This is a genomic window from Rathayibacter sp. AY1B6, assembly GCF_002932755.1.
Classification (GTDB): domain Bacteria; phylum Actinomycetota; class Actinomycetes; order Actinomycetales; family Microbacteriaceae; genus Rathayibacter.
In genome coordinates, this window is the sequence record NZ_PSWL01000009.1 from 15,812 (window position 1) to 31,026 (window position 15,215).

A 15,215-nucleotide genomic window follows, 5' to 3' on the forward strand; every position below is an offset into this window, starting at 1 on the left:
CTCGCACGTCGGCCGCGAGCGCGGCCGCGTTCATTCTGCCGGACGCTCCCTCGGGAGCAGCCGGGGGTGCCGGGGCTCAGCCCGCAGGCGGCGGGGTGGCCTGTCCGGCGCTGATCTGCAGGGTGATCTCCGCGCCCCGGGAGACGCGCGACCCGGCGGGAGGGTTCGTCTGGGCGACCGTCCCCGCCGGGCGGTCGGAGGGCACCGGAGAGGTGTCGACGCGGACCCTGAAGCCGACGGAGCGCAGGCGTGCGGCGGCCGCAGAGGGGCTCTGGCCGGTGACCTGGGGCACGGCCTCCTGCGGAGCGTCGACGAGCGAGCGGACGGGAGCCGGGAACGCCGTCCCGCCGTACTTCGCGTCGGCGACGCGCATGATGCGCGGCCAGATCTGGTGGCGCACCTGGCCGGCGTTCACCCGGTTGAGGCTGAATCCGCGCATGGAGGTGAAGCCGGTCACGTTGCCGACCCAGGTGGCGGTGGCGACCTCGGTGCTCGCGCCGACCATCCACGTGTGCAGGGCGTCGTCCGTGGTGCCGGTCTTGCCGATGTGCGGCACTCCGGTGCGGGGGTTGGAGGGGGCGCCGGTGCCGCCCGTGACCACCTGCTGCAGGGCGTACCCGGCGGTCGCGGCCACCTCCTCGGACATCCCCTGGCTGCACTCGGAGGCGGGCGGCGCGACGTCCGCGCCCGTGCGGTCGACGATGCGGTCGATCGCGATCGGCGTGCAGACGGTGCCCTTGTTCGCGAAGCCGGCGAAGGCCGTGGCCATCGTGAGCGGAGCGATCTCGTTGGTGCCGAGGATGGTCGGCGCGAGCTTCTGCAGCTCGGTCCCGTCGGCACGGTGCACGCCCATCGCCAGCGCCGTGTTGCGGATGCCGCAGAGGTCCAGCTGCTGGGCCATGGCGGCGAACGAGGTGTTGATCGAGCCGGTCGTGGCCTGCAGGGCCGTGGTCACTCCTCCGTTGCCGCCCTCGTCGTTCCCGGGGTTCCAGGCCTCGCCGTAGTAGACGCCGTCGGGCTCGCAGCTGTCCCGGAAGGTCGTGTAGGCGCGTCGGGTGCCGTCCACGCTCTCGCCGAGCGAGTGCCCCTCCTGGAGCCACTCCGCGAGGGTGAACACCTTGTAGGTCGAGCCGACCTGGAAGCCCGAGGAGCCGCCGTAGCCGAAGTCGGTGTTGTAGTTGACGCTCGTGTAGTTGGGGCCCGTCAGGTTCGGATCGTTGGAGTAGTCCTTGTTCTGGGTCATCGCGAGGATGCGGCCGGTGCCGACCTCGACCGAGACGCTCGCGCTGCCGATGTTCACGTTCGCCATCGACTTGGGCACCCAGTCGTCGGTCGCCGAGACGGCGGCCTGCTGCAGGTCGGAGTCGAGGGTGGTGTAGATCCGGTAGCCGCCGCGCTTGAAGGTGGCGTCGCGCTCGTCCTGGCTCGCACCGAACGCGTCGTCGTTCTTGATGACCCAGGTGACGTAGTCGCAGAAGAAGGCCGCGACTCCGGCCGTCTGGCAGCCGGTGCTCGGCTCGGTGATGTCCGGTGCCACGGGCTCGGCGACGGCCGCCTGCGCCTGCTCGGACGTCACCTTCGACTCGAGGTCCATGCGGGTGACGATGTAGTCGCGCCGGTCCCGGGTCTGCGGGTAGCCCTCCGCGGCGGGGTTCGCCGGGTCGCCGGGCCGGTCGAAGCGGAACTTCTCGGGGTTGTTCACGATCGCGACGAGCGCGGCGGACTGCGCGAGCGAGAGGTCCTTCGCGCTCACTCCGAAGTAGTAGCGAGCGGCCGCCTCGACGCCGTAGACGGTGCCGCCGAACAGGGCGATGTTGAGGTAGCCCAGCAGGATGTCGTTCTTCGGGTACTCCTTCTCGAGCCCGATGGCGAGCCGCATCTCGGCGACCTTGCGCTCCGGAGTGGTCTCCGTGGCCTCGCGGTAGGCCGCGTCCCGCTCGATCGGATCGCTGAGCGCCTCCGCCTTCTGCACGAGCACGTTCTTGACGTACTGCTGCGTGATGGACGAGCCGCCCTGCACGTCCCCGCCGAGGGCAGTCGTCGCGGCCGCGCGGACCGTGCCGAGCAGATCGATGCCGCCGTGCTCGTAGAAGCGCGGGTCCTCGGAGGCCACCACGGCGTCCTTGACGAACGGCGAGATCTCGTCCCAGCCCACCTCGACGCGGTTCTGGGCGTAGAAGGAGGCGAGCAGCACGTCGCCGCCGGAGGAGTCCTTGGCGTAGACGTCGCTCTTCTCGGCGAGCGTGCCGATCTCGAGGTACTCGGGGAGGTTGTCGAACATCTCCACCGTGTTGCCGGCGGCCATGCCGCTCAGCGCGATCGCCGGCGTCACCGAGGCGGCCACCAGGACTCCCGCGACGACGCTCATGGCGACGATGCCGATCAGACCGCCGACGGCGCCCCCGATGGTCTTCACGACTCTGGTCCCGCCCTGCCCCGACATAGAATCAGCGTAGTCGCCGCGCTCGGACGAGCCGCGGCGCTCATCCCGCCGACGCGCGGCGCTCAGCAGTCGTCCCGCACCGGCCGCACCCGAGGAGAGCCATGTCCGTCCCGCGCTGGGAGTACATCACCACCCCGCTGATGATCCACAACACCACGGCGATCCTGAACACCTGGGGATCCGAGGGCTGGGAGCTGGTCCAGATCGTGACCGGTCCCGAAGGCGGCCTCGTCGCGTACCTCAAGCGCCCCGTCGCCGAGGCCGGCGCGTGATCGCCGAGCGTCTCGCGGAGCTCGGCGTCGAGCTGCCGGCGGTGGCGGCCCCCGCCGGCGCCTACGTCCCCGCCGTCGTGCACGGCGGCCTCGTCTACACGGCCGGGCAGATCCCCTTCGTCGACGGTGCTCTGCCGCTGGTCGGCAAGGTCGGCGCCGAGGTGTCGCCCGAGCAGGCGAAGGACCTGGCCCGCACCTGCGCCCTCAACGCGCTCGCGGCCGTGGCCGACGCGATCGGATCGCTCGACCGGGTGACGCGGATCGTCAAGCTCACCGGATTCGTCGCCTCCGCCGCCGGCTTCACCGGGCAGCCCGGCGTGATCAACGGCGCCTCGGAGCTGCTCGGCGACGTGTTCGGCGAGCCCGGACGCCACGCGCGCTCGGCCGTCGGGGTGGCGGAGCTGCCCCTCGGCGCTCCCGTCGAGGTCGAGCTGATCGTCGCCTTCGACTGACGCACCGCCCCCTCCGGCCGCTGCGGCGGGAGGGGGCGGCGCCCGGTCAGTCCGCGGCGATCGCGGAGGAGATCACCGCCATCACCTGCGTGTCAGCGAGCGTCGTCGTGTCGCCCACGGCGCGTCCCTCCGCCACGTCCCGCAGCAGCCGGCGCATGATCTTGCCCGAGCGGGTCTTGGGCAGCTCCTGCACCACGAAGATCCGCTTCGGGCGGGCGATCGCGCCGATGTGCTCGGCGACGTGCGCCTTCAGGGCGGCCTCGAGCTCGTCGTGCCGAAATGACTTACCACTTAGCACCAGAACGCGAAAACGAGCTCGTCCGATCGCTCCACGCGAGTCTCGAACTCATCGACACCATGATCACCGAGACCGGAGGGCGGTGGGGCACGAGCAACGGAACCAACGCGTACCTCCTCTCGGTTCGCGGAAGCATCCAGGTGGTTTACCTCGAAGCGGTCGCCTACCTCGGTCTATCGAGCGAACACCAACGCCTCGAGGATTTGCAACGTGACGGTCTGTTCACGCCCACCTCTGAACCGGCAGATTCCGTCTGCCGATGACCTTTAGGCGACAGCCAGGACAGCACGCGAGGCGGTGACGACGATGAGTGAGGAACTCGAAGAACGCGACGGTCGATTCTTCTTGCCGTCGACCGGCGAAGATGTCACACTGCTGATGAACGGATACAACTTCATCCACTATGGCCTCCTTGACAAGCTGAAAGCGCGGGTCGGCCACGATCCGAGTCGAATGCTTCCGAAGATATGGGAGGGAACGGTGCGTCAACTTGCCGACTACATGCAACTATCGCTCGCTGATGTGTGCGCCGAGTTTGGCTACTCCAAAGCCGCCATCGCGGACGACCTAGTAGTCGAGACAAGTACACGCAGCGAGGGCGGCGGCCAGACAATGCGCGGATCGAACACAAGGGCAGGCGCTAAGGCAGCGGGCTTGAAAGAACTGAAGAACAAGTTGCCGTCGAGTCTCGCTCGCTGGCTGAGATGAAGAACCCCCGCAGGGCAAGTTGCTCTGCGGGGGTTCTTCGTTTCTGCTTGGCCTGCAGCAGATCCGGCATGGCCTCGTCATCCTCAACCGATGTGTCGGCGTACCGGTTCGGAAGTGACCGGTCGGGATGAGCGTCGGCATGTGCGTCGCCGTTGCGTTCGGCGTCGCGTGCGACACGTTCACGCCAGTTGCCGAGGTCGACCGGTTCACGCTTGGCCTGCTCGGATTTCATGAAAGTGGCGAAGTCGGCGTTTAGGTTCTCCATCGTCGTCACTCGGCTCCGATGAGGATGGCCTCGAACTGTGAGACGGCTTCGACGTCGCCGTGGCCTACGGCCTCGGCGTACAGGCCCTTTACCTCATCCAAGACGATCTGAACATCAGTGACGGCGGTAGGTGTCATGCCGTCTTGCCACTCGGCTGGCGGTGCGAGGGCGGTGGTCGATTCGGTGTGCACTTGGTGTCTCCTGGCGTGGTGGTCGTAGATCGAATATCGCTGCGTACAAGGTTGACCCATAGCCGCAGGCATGGCCTCGCCCCGCAAAGAAAGAACCCCGACAGGCAGCACACAGCCTGTCGGGGTTCTTCGTAAGGGCAACCAGGGCGACGCACCGCCCAGCCAAATGGTTGCCCTGGTCTTAGAACGGCCTGAACATCGATTCGTCGTCATCGTGTCCGGTCATCACACGGCCGTGAAGTCTCTGGGCAGCGGTGAACGTTTCGAAGTGAGGCGCAAGGTCGCAAACGCCGAGGGGGACAGGGCATGGTCGGACGGTGCCGAATGAGTCAATGTGAAACAGCATGATGCCTCCCTGCGTCTGGGTCACAGGGAATATCGGTGCGCACCTTCCGGCCAGTGCGGGTGATCAAAGGTCTTTCGTAAGGGTGCTCAACACGCCTTGACCGAATGACCTGCTCACCCCCACCCGCTGCGTAGGTGCTCACCGACGATCTGCCCCGTCTCGTGAGCACGTTCGCGGTCGTCCGGAGGGAGCCCGTGGAGCGCGATGCTCAGTGGCGGCGGTGGGGGTGAATGCTCGTCTGTTCGCGAGGTGTTCACACAGGCGGCTGTGAACATGATCACTCCGACTATGAGCAGGGCGGCGGCGTTCCTAGGCTTCATGGCCGATCACCCTATGAGGCGCCTACGACGTGCTCACGAGTGCTGATCTAAGCGGGTGAGTGTGCAGACCGTGAGCGTGTGCACAGCCGTGGAGACGTGCCGTTAGTCCGTCAGCTATGACGAGCTAGAGGGCCTGAGCTCGAGTTCCTCCCTTTTCGACCTGCCTGTGCAAGCTATGCACCGAGTATCGGAGAGACGGCGTTGCCCGGGGTGATTATGGTCACACGCTGCTTCGCTCGAGTCACGGCCACGTTCAAGGCGTAGCGAGCGGAATCGAGGTCTCGTTGCGTCGGATTTGACCTCAGTAGAGGAGTATGTTGCTCCTCATACACGATAACTTCATCGAACTCTCGACCCTTGGCACGGTGAATCGTCATGACGATGAGATCGCGGTTTCCCCGTTTGCTGCTCGTCATCTGGTATTGCAAGACCGCGCTGCGCATGACTGTGCTGGCACCGACGTAAGAGCCGGCCGATCGCCACATGGCGGCAAGCGAGGTCTCAATCTCTGATCCGCGAGTCATGAAATTCAACATGCGTGCAGCTGAGGCCATAGCGGGGAACTCTGAGGCGTCTGAGGTTCCAAGTGCTCTGACAACGGTTAGGTAGTCTCCGATGGCATGTCCTGCTCGTCCATCGGTGATCGAAGAATCGACCACGGCCCTCATCGCCTTCACGATCTTTACATTGACAATCCCGCCAGTGCGGAGTTTCGCTGCGTAACCTTCTAGTCGTATCGCAAGAGTCAACGCGGTCTTGGAGAGCTTGTTAGATTTCGTCCTGAGGTAATGCGACATGGCCTCGCAAGCCAATGCGTAACGGTCACCATCAGTCTCTTGTATTTGCATTATTGACGCTATGAAAATAAGAGCAGCGAATCCCTCCTCCTTGCCGGCGTGTATGTCAATAGACAGTGCTGGGAATGGAGGTTGTTCTTGAGCAGTGCTGATGTATTCGTAGACGCGACCCGACAGGCTATTGGTTGGCGTCAGGACGGCAATCCTCCCGCCGCCTTTTTTCTTCAAGCGGCCCAGAGCGCGGAGCACTTCCGCCTTCAAGGTGACTAATGGCGGGTAGCCACTTGGCTTCAGGTGCACCTCGTCGTAGGTGCCGTCAAAACTCCCTCGTAGAACATCTCTGCCAAATCGCGTTATTGAGCTACCTGGGCTTCGCCAGTTCCACGCAGAGAGGTCAATTTTAAGTGGAGTAAAAGCGGCTGTGAAATCGTCGAAACGAGAATCACTCGCTCCTTCGACAAAATCGTAGATGCGTTGGTCGGGATCGCCTAAGGCGATGAGTTTCGAATACTGACCAAGCGTCTGGACCAACGCCCACTGGTCGTCTGTTGTGTCCTGAAACTCATCGAGGACGACGAGCGGGTAGGCGGAGGCGTAAGCCTTGAGCAACGCCGGGCTTTCACTCAACAGTCGGTTGGCTAGAGCTGCGAAGTCATCGAAACGAACATGACCGTACATCTCGAACTGTCGAAGGTACTCCGCTTTCAGGTCGGCATCCGGGTCTTCTAGATGGGAACGAAATGAGTTCTGCTCCGCTTGTGACATGATTTTTACGCCGCGTGGAGCCCCCAGCAAGTAACCATGACTGCGGAGAATCGCCCACGCAAAGCTGTGGTACGTGCCCACCTCGAGTCGATGGCGCTGCTTTTTTGCTAGTTGGCCGGCTGCGTGTTCTCCAATGCGATCGACAGTTGCATTGGCAAAACTCAGGAACAAGACACGCTGGTGGGGATTCGACAATCCCTGGTCGATAGCGAGACCGGCCTTCCGCAACGCAACAGTGGTTTTGCCGCAGCCAGCACTGCCGACGACGACGGCATGGTTTTTGGCCGTTAGTAGCGGGGCAATCGCTAGCTCGTATGCGTCGTCAACCAGAGGCTTGGCTGTCATCCTCTTCCTCTTTCTCTTTGGGAGCCGCCACCTGTGGTTCGCTGGCCTTCTTGAGTTCCTCAAGAACTGCGGTCATGGTCTGAGGGAACTGAGTTTCTGTCAGCACCATGAGCAGTTCCGCGGCGTAGCGATCCCCTTTGCCCTTCTGTAGGAGTTTGCGGAGCGACTTTGCGTAGCTTGCGTCTTCCTCATCCTCGGGCTCTTGAATGTGGGATGGCCACGCATCGGTAGCAATCAAATCGTCAACGTAGGCGCGTTGGGCATCGGCTGGCACCTCGGCGATGATGAGCGCCTCGAACCCCGTATATGCTTGTTCGAAGGAGAGGTCGGAGCTAGCTTCTATATCTTGAAGTCGCTCTGCTGGTTGTTGATCGAATACTGCTGCCACCTGCTTGCCAAGACCCCGGAAGAACTTGGCGAACCCGGCGACATTGGTTTCGCCTTGCGCGTCGAAGATGGCCCAGCCTCGGGTGTCAAGTCGTGCGTACTTCAAAGGGTTTGCACGCGCCGCGGTCTTGGCGAGGGTTGCGTACGATTCTGCTTCCGTGTCTCCCTCAGTAACCAACACTCGCCGTGCAAGGAGGGCCTCGCAGAAACGTGTACGAAGTCCCGCGCGGAACACTTTCGCCTTCAGTGAGGAGGGAAGAGCGATCCGGGTTGTGCTCATCGTTCCAGTGGCATGTTGTCGAGACACGACTGTCATTTGCTCAGGCTCGAACTCTTCTAAGACATAAGGAGAATGCGTCGTGAAGAGTGATTGCCCTCCAAGGCCGACGATGAGATCGACAACGCGCTTCTGGGAGGTAGGTGGAACCGAAATCTCCGGCTCTTCCATTGCAAAGATGACCCGTCCGCTTCGTTTTTGCGCGATCAAAGTCAGCATGGCAATGACGAGTGAGTTGATGGTCCCCGATCCCTGATGATTAAACGGGGCGGCATATCCCGGCGCACCCGTTGCCATGAATGACCGGAGTACATGGCGTAAATCGTCGCGGGTAAGTTCGGACACCCGAAGATGGGGCGCATCGGCCCATTCTGTAGCCACGATCTGCTTCATGGCAGCATCGATGCTGGTCAGAACGTTGCCAAATTCTGTGTCCGCCTCGCCCGCGACCGGTATGACTCGAAGCTTTTCAAGCAGATTTTCCCACATCTTGACTTCAACTTCGAAGGCACGTAGAACAAAATCTAGGAGTGAACCTCTCTCCATTGACATTGCTCGCGTCCCTGTCCTGAGTGCGCGCAGCAGTAGGAACCCGAACTCGCGTTTGTCAAACGACTTCGCTTCCTGAGTGGGAGTGCCGGAGTCGTCGACAGGACTGCTGAACCACGTTCGCCCCTCGAAGTCGTCTTCGTCGGAATCGTAGCGCCCTACGAAGAGCACTCGGACACAGGGCCTCGAGTCGGAATCCGGAGTAGGCATTTCCTCCAAAACCGTGCCCGTCGACTCGTTCCAAAACTCCATGTTTCCACGGAACCGTGTCTGCAAGTCTTCATCGAGGTCAGCGACTACGACCTCAATGCGAATCTCCGTGTCGAGGTATTTACCTCCATAGAAGTCATGTTCATCGATGACCGGGCGACGGTGCAATCGGTCGGCCCCGATGGCAAGCTCAATAGCCTCGAGTAGCGTCGACTTTCCTGAGTTGTTGTCGCCCAGGAGAACCGTGTTTCCGGAAAAGCGAACTTCCGCTGACGACACTCCCCGGAAATTCTCCACTGATACGCGTGCTACATGCATCGTTCTAGCTTCCCCCTCTGGGGCAGTACGACTGCGTATAGCCCTCAATGGAATGATGGCAGAGGTTGCCCCCATCGAGCACCGACGCGCCTAATGTTTCATGCAGACTTGCTAGCCGCGTCTGAACCCGGTTGGGCTCGTCGGCTTCAGCAAGGCGTCCTTACTCATTTGGTACCTGGGCTTTGATGGAACTCATGACCAGGGAGTCCGCCAGCGTCGTGGTGTCTCCGATTTCCCGACCTTCCGCCACGTCGCGCAGCAAGCGACGCATGATCTTGCCTGAACGGGTTTTCGGCAACTCGTTCACGATGTAGATGTCCCGTGGGCGGGCGATCGCGCCGATGTGCTCGGCGACGTGCGCCTTCAGGGAGGCCTTGAGCTCGTCGTGCCCGTGGGCCAGCGCCTCGGCCTGGCTCGCCTTCGCGATCACGAACGCGACGACCGCCTGGCCGGTGGTCTCGTCCGCGGCTCCCACGACGGCCGCCTCGGCGACGACCGGGTGCGAGACGAGGGCCGACTCGATCTCGGCGGTCGAGAGGCGGTGGCCGGAGACGTTCATGACGTCGTCCACGCGCCCCAGAAGCCAGAGGTCGCCGTCCTGGTCGCGACGCGCCCCGTCGCCCGCGAAGTAGCGGTCGCCGAACTTCGACCAGTAGGTCTCGACGTAGCGCTCCGGGTCGCCCCAGATGCCGCGCAGCATCGCCGGCCAGGGCTCGGTGATCACGAGCAGTCCGCCCTCGTCGGCGCCGACCGGCGTCCCGGAGTCGTCGACCACGTCGATCGAGATCCCCGGCAGAGCGACCTGCGCGGACCCGGGCTTGAGAGTCGTCACCCCGGGCAGAGGGGACACCATCATCGCGCCGGTCTCGGTCTGCCACCAGGTGTCGACGATGGGGGTGCGGCCGCCGCCGATCACGTCTCGGTACCAGACCCACGCCTCCGGATTGATCGGCTCGCCGACCGATCCGAGCAGGCGCAGGCTCGAGAGGTCGAAGCGCTGAGGGATCTGCCGGCCGAGCTTCATGAAGGAGCGGATCGCCGTGGGCGCCGCGTAGAGGATCGTCACGCCGTGCTTCTCGACGATCTCCCACCAGCGGCCGGGATGCGGGCTGTCGGGAGTGCCCTCGTACATCACCTGGGTGGCGCCGTTGGCGAGCGGGCCGTAGACGACGTAGCTGTGTCCGGTGATCCAGCCCACGTCCGCGGTCGACCAGTAGACGTCCGACTCGGGGTGCAGGTCGAAGACCGCGCGGTGCGTGAAGGCGACCTGGGTGAGGTATCCGCCGCTGGTGTGCAGGATGCCCTTGGGCTTCCCCGTCGTGCCGCTGGTGTAGAGGATGAAGAGGGGCTGCTCGGCGGGGAACGGCTTCGCGACGTGGTCGGCGTCGACCGCCACGATCTCCTCGTGCCACCAGAGGTCGCGGCCCTCGTGCCAGGCGACCTCGTTGCCCCCGCGGCGCACGACCAGGACGTGCTGGACGCTGGACTCGCCGCCGAGGGCGAGCGCCGCGTCGACCGCCGGCTTCAGGGGCGAGACGGCGCCCTTGCGCCAGCCGCCGTCGGCGGTGATGACGAGCGTCGCCTCCGCGTCGTCGATGCGCGCGCGGAGGCTCTCGGCGCTGAAGCCGCCGAAGACGACGGAGTGGACCGCGCCCAGCCGGGCGACGGCGAGCATCGCGATGACCGCCTCCGGGATCATGGGCAGGTAGATCGCGACGCGGTCGCCGGCGCGGACGCCCAGGCTCGTGAGCAGGTTCGCGGCGCGCTTCACCTCGGCCGTGAGCTCGGCGTAGGTGATCGAGCGGGAGTCGCCGGGCTCGCCCTCCCAGTGCAGGGCGACGCGGTCGCCGTGGCCGGCCAGGACGTGGCGGTCGAGGCAGTTGTAGGCCACGTTGAGCTCGCCGTCGTCGAACCACTTCGCGAACGGGGGCTCGCTCCAGTCGAGGGTGCGCGTGAAGGGCCGGTGCCAGTGCAGGAGCTCGCGGCTCCGGTCGGCCCAGAAGGCGAGGCGGTCGGCCGCGGCCTCGTCGTAGAGCGCGGCGGTCGCGACCGCTCCGGCAGCGAGATCGGCCGGCGGCGGGAACCGGCGGGTCTCGTGGAGGAGGTTGTCGATGGCGTTCCGGTCGGCGGCCGGGGCGTCGGGGGGAGTGGACATCTGCGATTCGCTCCTTCGCGAGTGAGACGTTCGCCGGCCCGCGCGGTCGGCGTCGCACCACCGTAGCGCCCGCCTCCGACGGGGATCGCCGCACGCCGGAAGCTGAGTGCGGGGCGGGTGTCGGATAAGAGTCCGCAGAGAACGGGATCCGGGCTTGGCGAATCGCGATCCGTCCCCTACAGTTACATACGGCCGAATGAACTTCGGCCCAGCGGCGCAAGTGATTCCCCCCAATCCAGCGCCGCCGAGGCGGCACCTGTTCCCCCCAATGGGTGCCGCCCCCTTCTTCCCGCCGGATCCGGCGGACGGACGCCCCCGCTCGAGCCCTGCTCGCGGGGGCGTCTCCGCGTTCCGGGTCTCTCCGGCCCAGCGGCTCCCGGCCGGTCGGGTGCTCCTCCACAGGAGCGGACACGGGCGTCCGTCCCCGGATCACCCGCCACCGCTCCCACGGCGCGCTGCCGGCTCCTAGCGTGCCGGGATGACCCGCGACTTCGTCCCCCTCGTCCCCGCCGAGCACCGCCGCGATCCGCTGCCCGCCCGCCCGGCCGCCGCCGCGCTCGGACTGCTCGCGCCGTACGCCGCGGACCCCGCGGTGACCGATCTCTTCCTGAACGGTGGTGCGGGCCTCTGGATCGACCGGGGCAGTGGTGCGGAGCGGGTGCCGGAGTGGACGCTCGACGCCGCCGGAGCACGGCGGCTGGCGGTGGCGCTGGTCGCGGCAGGCGGGCGGCACGTCGACGAGGCCAGCCCGTGCGTCGACGTCCGGCTCCGCCACGGAGTCCGCGTGCACGTCGTGCTGCCGCCGGTGGCCACCGGCGGAGCGCTCGTGTCGGTGCGGGTGCCCCGGGCGGAGTCCTGGTCGCTCCGGGAGCTGCAGGCTGCGGGGATGCTGGACGACGACGGCGTGCGGCTCCTGCGCCGGGCGGTCCGCGAGCGGTGGAACCTGCTGATCACGGGAGCGGGCGGATCGGGGAAGACCACCCTGCTCGGCGCCCTGCTCGGGTGCGCGGCGCCGACCGAGCGGATCGTGGCGATCGAGGACGTCGGCGAGCTCCGGCCGGCGCATCCGCACGTCGTCTCGCTCGAAGCGCGGCAGCCGAACCTCGAGGGCGCCGGGGCCGTGGGCCTGGATCGGCTGGTCCGCGAGGCGCTGCGGATGCGGCCGGACCGCCTGGTCCTCGGGGAGTGCCGCGGTGTCGAGCTGCGCGAGCTGCTCTCGGCGCTGAACACCGGGCACGACGGCGGTGCGGGGACGCTCCACGCGAACTCCCTCGCTGACGTGCCCGCGCGGCTGGAGGCGCTCGGGGTCCTCGCAGGGCTGGGGCCCGAGGCAATCGCGCGGCAGACCGTCAGCGCGATCGACCTGGTGCTGCACCTGGAGCGCCGGGGTGGACGACGGCGGCTCGCGGCGTCCGGGACGTTCGCGCTGGACGCGAGCGGGCGGCTGCGGGTCGAGGAGGGGACGCTGCCCCGCGTCTCCAGGTCGGGCGCGTGACGCGTCGCGACGGCCTGGACGAGGTCGCGGCCGTGGTGCACCGGCTGGCCGTCCTCCTGGCGGCGGGCGTGGCTCCGGCGTCGGCGCTCGGACATCTCGCCGGTGCGGAGGGGGCCGGCCGCGGGGACGCGCGGCGGAGGCGCCTCCTCCGGGCGGTGTCGGAGGAGGCGGGGCGCGGCGGCGACGTGACCGAGGCGCTGCTGCGTGGAGTCCCCGCTTCTCGGCGGAGCGGACGGGAGCGTCGGCCGTCGAGGCGGCGGGCGCGAGACACCGGGGAGGCGACCGCGTGGGCGGCGCTGGCCGCGGCCTGGCGGGTGGCCGCCGACTCCGGCGCGCCGGTCGCCGCTGCTCTCGGCGAGCTGGCGGAGTCGCTCCGCGAGCTGGCGCGTGCCCGCCGGGACATCGAGGTGGCGCTGGCCGGTCCCTCCGCCACCGGGCGGGTCGTCGGTGCGCTCCCGCTGGCCGCGCTGGGTCTGGGGGCGCTGCTGGGCTTCGACGTGGTCGGCGTGCTCCTCGGGACCGCGCCGGGTCTGGTCTGCCTCGTCGCGGGAACGGGGCTGATGGGAGGCGCTCACGCGTGGACGCGGCGTCTGGTCCGCGGTGCGGCGCCCGCCGATCCGGCACCGGGACTCGCGCTCGACCTCCTCTCGGTGGCGCTGGCCGGCGGCGGCTCGATCGAGTCGTCGCGCGCCCGGGTCGTGGCGGCGCTCGCCGAGTGCGGGCTCGACTCGGGCGAGCGCGTGCTCTCCGACGCGGACCCGGTGCTCGCCCTCTCCGCGGCGGCGGGCGTGCCGGCGGGACGCCTGCTCCGGAGCGAGGCGGCTCTGGTCCGGGCGCGGGCGTCCTCCGGGGCGCGGGAGCGAGCCGCTCGGCTCGGCGTGACCCTGATGCTGCCGCTCGGGGTCTGCGTGCTGCCGGCGTTCCTGCTGCTCGGAGTGGCTCCGATGGTCGTCTCGGTGCTGCTCTCGACGTTCTCGGTGGCGGCGTGACGCGGTCGACCGCTCCTCCACAGGGGCGCGATCGGGAGGCGTCTCCACGGATCGGCCGGAGGGTCGATCGGCGGGATCGGGAGTCCGCGATCCTCGGAGGAGGGGGCACGGAGCGGGGCGGAACGGAGCAGGACAGATGAGCGGTGACACGGCGATCAGCGGTGGGGGAGCGACGCGGAGTCGGGGAGTCGGCAGGAGCAGGGATGCGGGCGGGGGTGCGGCCGGCAGGATCCGGAGCTCGAGGAGCGGCGGAGGTGCAACGTCCGGTCGAGAGGCGGGCGCCGGCGTCTCCGCGGGCCGCGTCGAGTGGCGCCGACCCGGGTGGGGAGGGCTCGGCTCTCTGGGCGACGAGGAGGGGTCGGCGACCGCGGAGTACGCGATCGCGACGATGGCCGCGGTCGGCTTCGCCGGGCTGCTGGTGGTCATCCTCAAGGGCGACGAGGTGCGGAGCATCCTGACCGACCTGGTGACCCGCGCGCTCACCGCGGCGGGATGAGGGGCCTCCCGCTGCTGCGCGGGCGGCTCGTCCAGGAGGAGGGGTCGGCCACCGCCGAGCTCGCGCTCGTGCTCCCGGCGGTGGTCGCGGTGCTGGCGCTGTGCCTGGGGTCGGTGGCGGCCTCGGCGCAGTACGTCCGGCTCGTGGACGCGGCGGCCGACGCGGCCCGGTCCGCGGCCCGGGGCGACGACCCCCACGCGCCGCTCGCCCGGGTGGATGGGGCGTCGCTCACGGCGGGGGAGCAGGACGGACTGGTCTGCGTCGACGTCGCGGCTCGGCTGCGTCCGCTCCCGGCGGTGTCGCTCCCGGTCTCGGTCCGGTCCTGTGCGCTGGGCGGGGGCGGATGATCCGCCGGCTTCCCGGGGCTGTCCGCGACCGGGAGGAGGGATCGGCCGCGGTCGTGGCCGTCGGCGTCATCGCGAGCACGATCCTGGTGACGGCCGCCGTGCTCGCCGGCTGCGCAGGAGTCGTCGGGCACCAGCGAGCGGTCGCGGCCGCGGACGCCTCGGCCCTGGCAGCGGCCGACGTCGCCTCCGGTCTGCTGGCCGGGGATCCGTGCGGGCGCGCCGCCGCCGTGGCCCGCGCGAACGGCGCCGAGCTCGTCCTCTGCGAGGTCGACGGCGGCGTCGCGAGGGCGGAGGCGGCGGTCGCCGCGGGTCCGCTCTCCCTCACCGCGCGGTCGCGGGCCGGCCCGCCGCCCTGAGAGAGGCAGCAGCGGGTGTCGTCCGCATCGAGGTGCGGACGACACCCGCGGGAGCGCGTCAGTCGGAGGAGAGCCGCTGGTACCGGTACGCGGCGGCGGTCGGCAGAGCGCCCGCGCCCTCGTCGTGCTCGAGGCCGCCGGCGAGGAGGTAGATGTAGCGGGAGCCCGCCCTCGCCCCGGGGATCTCGAGGCGCGCGGCAGGGGCCCGATCGTCGCCGTAATCCCTGCGGAGAGTCTTGCCCTCCAGCGGTCCGTCGAGGAGCTTGGCCGTGTAGGCGGAGGTCGTGATGGTGTGCGTCGTTGCCATGCCTCATCATGCGCCGATCGGCGCCGCGCGTCACCCCCACTCCTGGCAGGTCGGGCAGGCGGCTCCGAGGCGGTGTCCAGCGTCCTCCCGAGGTCCCCGTGTCCTCGGGAGGGGGCAGGACGTCCGG

16 protein-coding genes are annotated in these 15,215 nt (G+C 67.7%); 9 read left to right on the forward strand and 7 right to left on the reverse strand.

The features are described from left to right. Positions 1 to 76 precede the first annotated feature (76 nt). On the reverse strand, positions 77 to 2,443 hold the full coding sequence (locus C5D08_RS06425; RefSeq protein ID WP_104276328.1) for a transglycosylase domain-containing protein: 2,367 nt from the start codon (positions 2,441 to 2,443) through the stop codon (positions 77 to 79). Positions 2,444 to 2,544: 101 nt separating this feature from the next. Here C5D08_RS06425 and C5D08_RS16940 point away from each other — a divergent pair, with 101 nt between their 5' ends. Then, complete coding sequence (locus C5D08_RS16940) at positions 2,545 to 2,715, forward strand: hypothetical protein (RefSeq protein ID WP_164861113.1); 171 nt, start codon at positions 2,545 to 2,547, stop codon at positions 2,713 to 2,715. Next, positions 2,712 to 3,167 (forward strand): RidA family protein, encoded by a 456-nt coding sequence (locus C5D08_RS06430; RefSeq protein WP_219815157.1) that lies wholly within the window; start codon positions 2,712 to 2,714, stop codon positions 3,165 to 3,167. Before C5D08_RS16940 ends, C5D08_RS06430 begins: the two co-directional genes overlap by 4 nt. Before the next feature lie 46 nt (positions 3,168 to 3,213). Here C5D08_RS06430 and C5D08_RS06435 read toward each other — a convergent pair whose 3' ends face one another. Continuing rightward, positions 3,214 to 3,492, reverse strand: coding sequence for a hypothetical protein (locus C5D08_RS06435; protein WP_374953951.1), 279 nt, complete (start codon positions 3,490 to 3,492; stop codon positions 3,214 to 3,216). A gap of 32 nt (positions 3,493 to 3,524) precedes the next feature. On the opposite strand from C5D08_RS06435, the gene C5D08_RS16640 reads away from it, so the two are divergent. Both C5D08_RS16640 and C5D08_RS16645 read left to right on the forward strand, forming a co-directional pair. Beyond that, complete coding sequence (locus C5D08_RS16640; protein ID WP_146086109.1) at positions 3,525 to 3,728, forward strand: hypothetical protein; 204 nt, start codon at positions 3,525 to 3,527, stop codon at positions 3,726 to 3,728. Between the two features lie 43 nt (positions 3,729 to 3,771). Further along, positions 3,772 to 4,173 (forward strand): hypothetical protein, encoded by a 402-nt coding sequence (locus tag C5D08_RS16645; protein ID WP_146086108.1) that lies wholly within the window; start codon positions 3,772 to 3,774, stop codon positions 4,171 to 4,173. Between the two features lie 270 nt (positions 4,174 to 4,443). Here C5D08_RS16645 and C5D08_RS06440 read toward each other — a convergent pair whose 3' ends face one another. The 4 genes from C5D08_RS06440 to acs all read right to left on the reverse strand — a co-directional run bounded on the left by C5D08_RS06440 (position 4,444) and on the right by acs (position 11,098). Continuing rightward, positions 4,444 to 4,629: a hypothetical protein gene (locus tag C5D08_RS06440; RefSeq protein ID WP_104276329.1), complete on the reverse strand. Its 186-nt coding sequence runs from the start codon at positions 4,627 to 4,629 to the stop codon at positions 4,444 to 4,446. A gap of 839 nt (positions 4,630 to 5,468) precedes the next feature. After that, positions 5,469 to 7,202: a UvrD-helicase domain-containing protein gene (locus C5D08_RS06450; protein ID WP_104276331.1), complete on the reverse strand. Its 1,734-nt coding sequence runs from the start codon at positions 7,200 to 7,202 to the stop codon at positions 5,469 to 5,471. After that, entirely contained in the window at positions 7,180 to 9,018 is a 1,839-nt protein-coding gene (locus C5D08_RS06455; RefSeq protein WP_308471627.1) for an AAA family ATPase, read from the reverse strand. Before C5D08_RS06455 ends, C5D08_RS06450 begins: the two co-directional genes overlap by 23 nt. An 85-nt stretch (positions 9,019 to 9,103) precedes the next feature. Further along, positions 9,104 to 11,098, reverse strand: coding sequence for an acetate--CoA ligase (gene acs, locus C5D08_RS06460; protein ID WP_104276333.1), 1,995 nt, complete (start codon positions 11,096 to 11,098; stop codon positions 9,104 to 9,106). Positions 11,099 to 11,576: 478 nt separating this feature from the next. On the opposite strand from acs, the gene C5D08_RS06465 reads away from it, so the two are divergent. From C5D08_RS06465 to C5D08_RS06485, 5 genes are all read left to right on the forward strand, one after another. Then, the gene (locus C5D08_RS06465) at positions 11,577 to 12,593 is read left to right on the forward strand and encodes a TadA family conjugal transfer-associated ATPase (protein ID WP_104276334.1); all 1,017 of its coding nucleotides are present in this window, start codon (positions 11,577 to 11,579) and stop codon (positions 12,591 to 12,593) included. After that, entirely contained in the window at positions 12,590 to 13,582 is a 993-nt protein-coding gene (locus tag C5D08_RS06470; protein ID WP_104276335.1) for a type II secretion system F family protein, read from the forward strand. Before C5D08_RS06465 ends, C5D08_RS06470 begins: the two co-directional genes overlap by 4 nt. 136 nt (positions 13,583 to 13,718) lie before the next feature. After that, on the forward strand, positions 13,719 to 14,078 hold the full coding sequence (locus C5D08_RS06475) for a DUF4244 domain-containing protein (protein WP_104276336.1): 360 nt from the start codon (positions 13,719 to 13,721) through the stop codon (positions 14,076 to 14,078). Further along, positions 14,075 to 14,425, forward strand: coding sequence for a TadE family type IV pilus minor pilin (locus tag C5D08_RS06480; protein WP_104276337.1), 351 nt, complete (start codon positions 14,075 to 14,077; stop codon positions 14,423 to 14,425). The genes C5D08_RS06475 and C5D08_RS06480 overlap by 4 nt, the downstream gene beginning before the upstream one ends. Then, positions 14,422 to 14,781 (forward strand): Rv3654c family TadE-like protein, encoded by a 360-nt coding sequence (locus tag C5D08_RS06485; protein ID WP_104276338.1) that lies wholly within the window; start codon positions 14,422 to 14,424, stop codon positions 14,779 to 14,781. The genes C5D08_RS06480 and C5D08_RS06485 overlap by 4 nt, the downstream gene beginning before the upstream one ends. Positions 14,782 to 14,839: 58 nt before the next feature. On the opposite strand, the gene C5D08_RS06490 is transcribed toward C5D08_RS06485, so the two are convergent. Next, a complete protein-coding gene (locus C5D08_RS06490) occupies positions 14,840 to 15,088 on the reverse strand; it encodes a hypothetical protein (RefSeq protein ID WP_104276339.1) in 249 nt (82 codons plus the stop codon). Positions 15,089 to 15,215 lie beyond the last annotated feature (127 nt).

Coding starts and splice junctions, on each gene's coding strand:
- C5D08_RS16940 (WP_164861113.1), top strand. CDS start 2,545: ATGTCCGTCCCGCGCTGGGAGTACATCACCACCCCGCTGATGATCCAC.
- C5D08_RS06475 (WP_104276336.1), top strand. CDS start 13,719: ATGAGCGGTGACACGGCGATCAGCGGTGGGGGAGCGACGCGGAGTCGG.
- C5D08_RS06480 (WP_104276337.1), top strand. CDS start 14,075: ATGAGGGGCCTCCCGCTGCTGCGCGGGCGGCTCGTCCAGGAGGAGGGG.
- C5D08_RS16640 (WP_146086109.1), top strand. CDS start 3,525: ATGATCACCGAGACCGGAGGGCGGTGGGGCACGAGCAACGGAACCAAC.
- C5D08_RS06485 (WP_104276338.1), top strand. CDS start 14,422: ATGATCCGCCGGCTTCCCGGGGCTGTCCGCGACCGGGAGGAGGGATCG.
- C5D08_RS06455 (WP_308471627.1), bottom strand. CDS start 9,018: ATGGGGGCAACCTCTGCCATCATTCCATTGAGGGCTATACGCAGTCGT.
- C5D08_RS16645 (WP_146086108.1), top strand. CDS start 3,772: ATGAGTGAGGAACTCGAAGAACGCGACGGTCGATTCTTCTTGCCGTCG.
- C5D08_RS06450 (WP_104276331.1), bottom strand. CDS start 7,202: ATGACAGCCAAGCCTCTGGTTGACGACGCATACGAGCTAGCGATTGCC.
- C5D08_RS06465 (WP_104276334.1), top strand. CDS start 11,577: ATGACCCGCGACTTCGTCCCCCTCGTCCCCGCCGAGCACCGCCGCGAT.
- C5D08_RS06490 (WP_104276339.1), bottom strand. CDS start 15,088: ATGGCAACGACGCACACCATCACGACCTCCGCCTACACGGCCAAGCTC.
- C5D08_RS06425 (WP_104276328.1), bottom strand. CDS start 2,443: ATGTCGGGGCAGGGCGGGACCAGAGTCGTGAAGACCATCGGGGGCGCC.
- acs (WP_104276333.1), bottom strand. CDS start 11,098: ATGTCCACTCCCCCCGACGCCCCGGCCGCCGACCGGAACGCCATCGAC.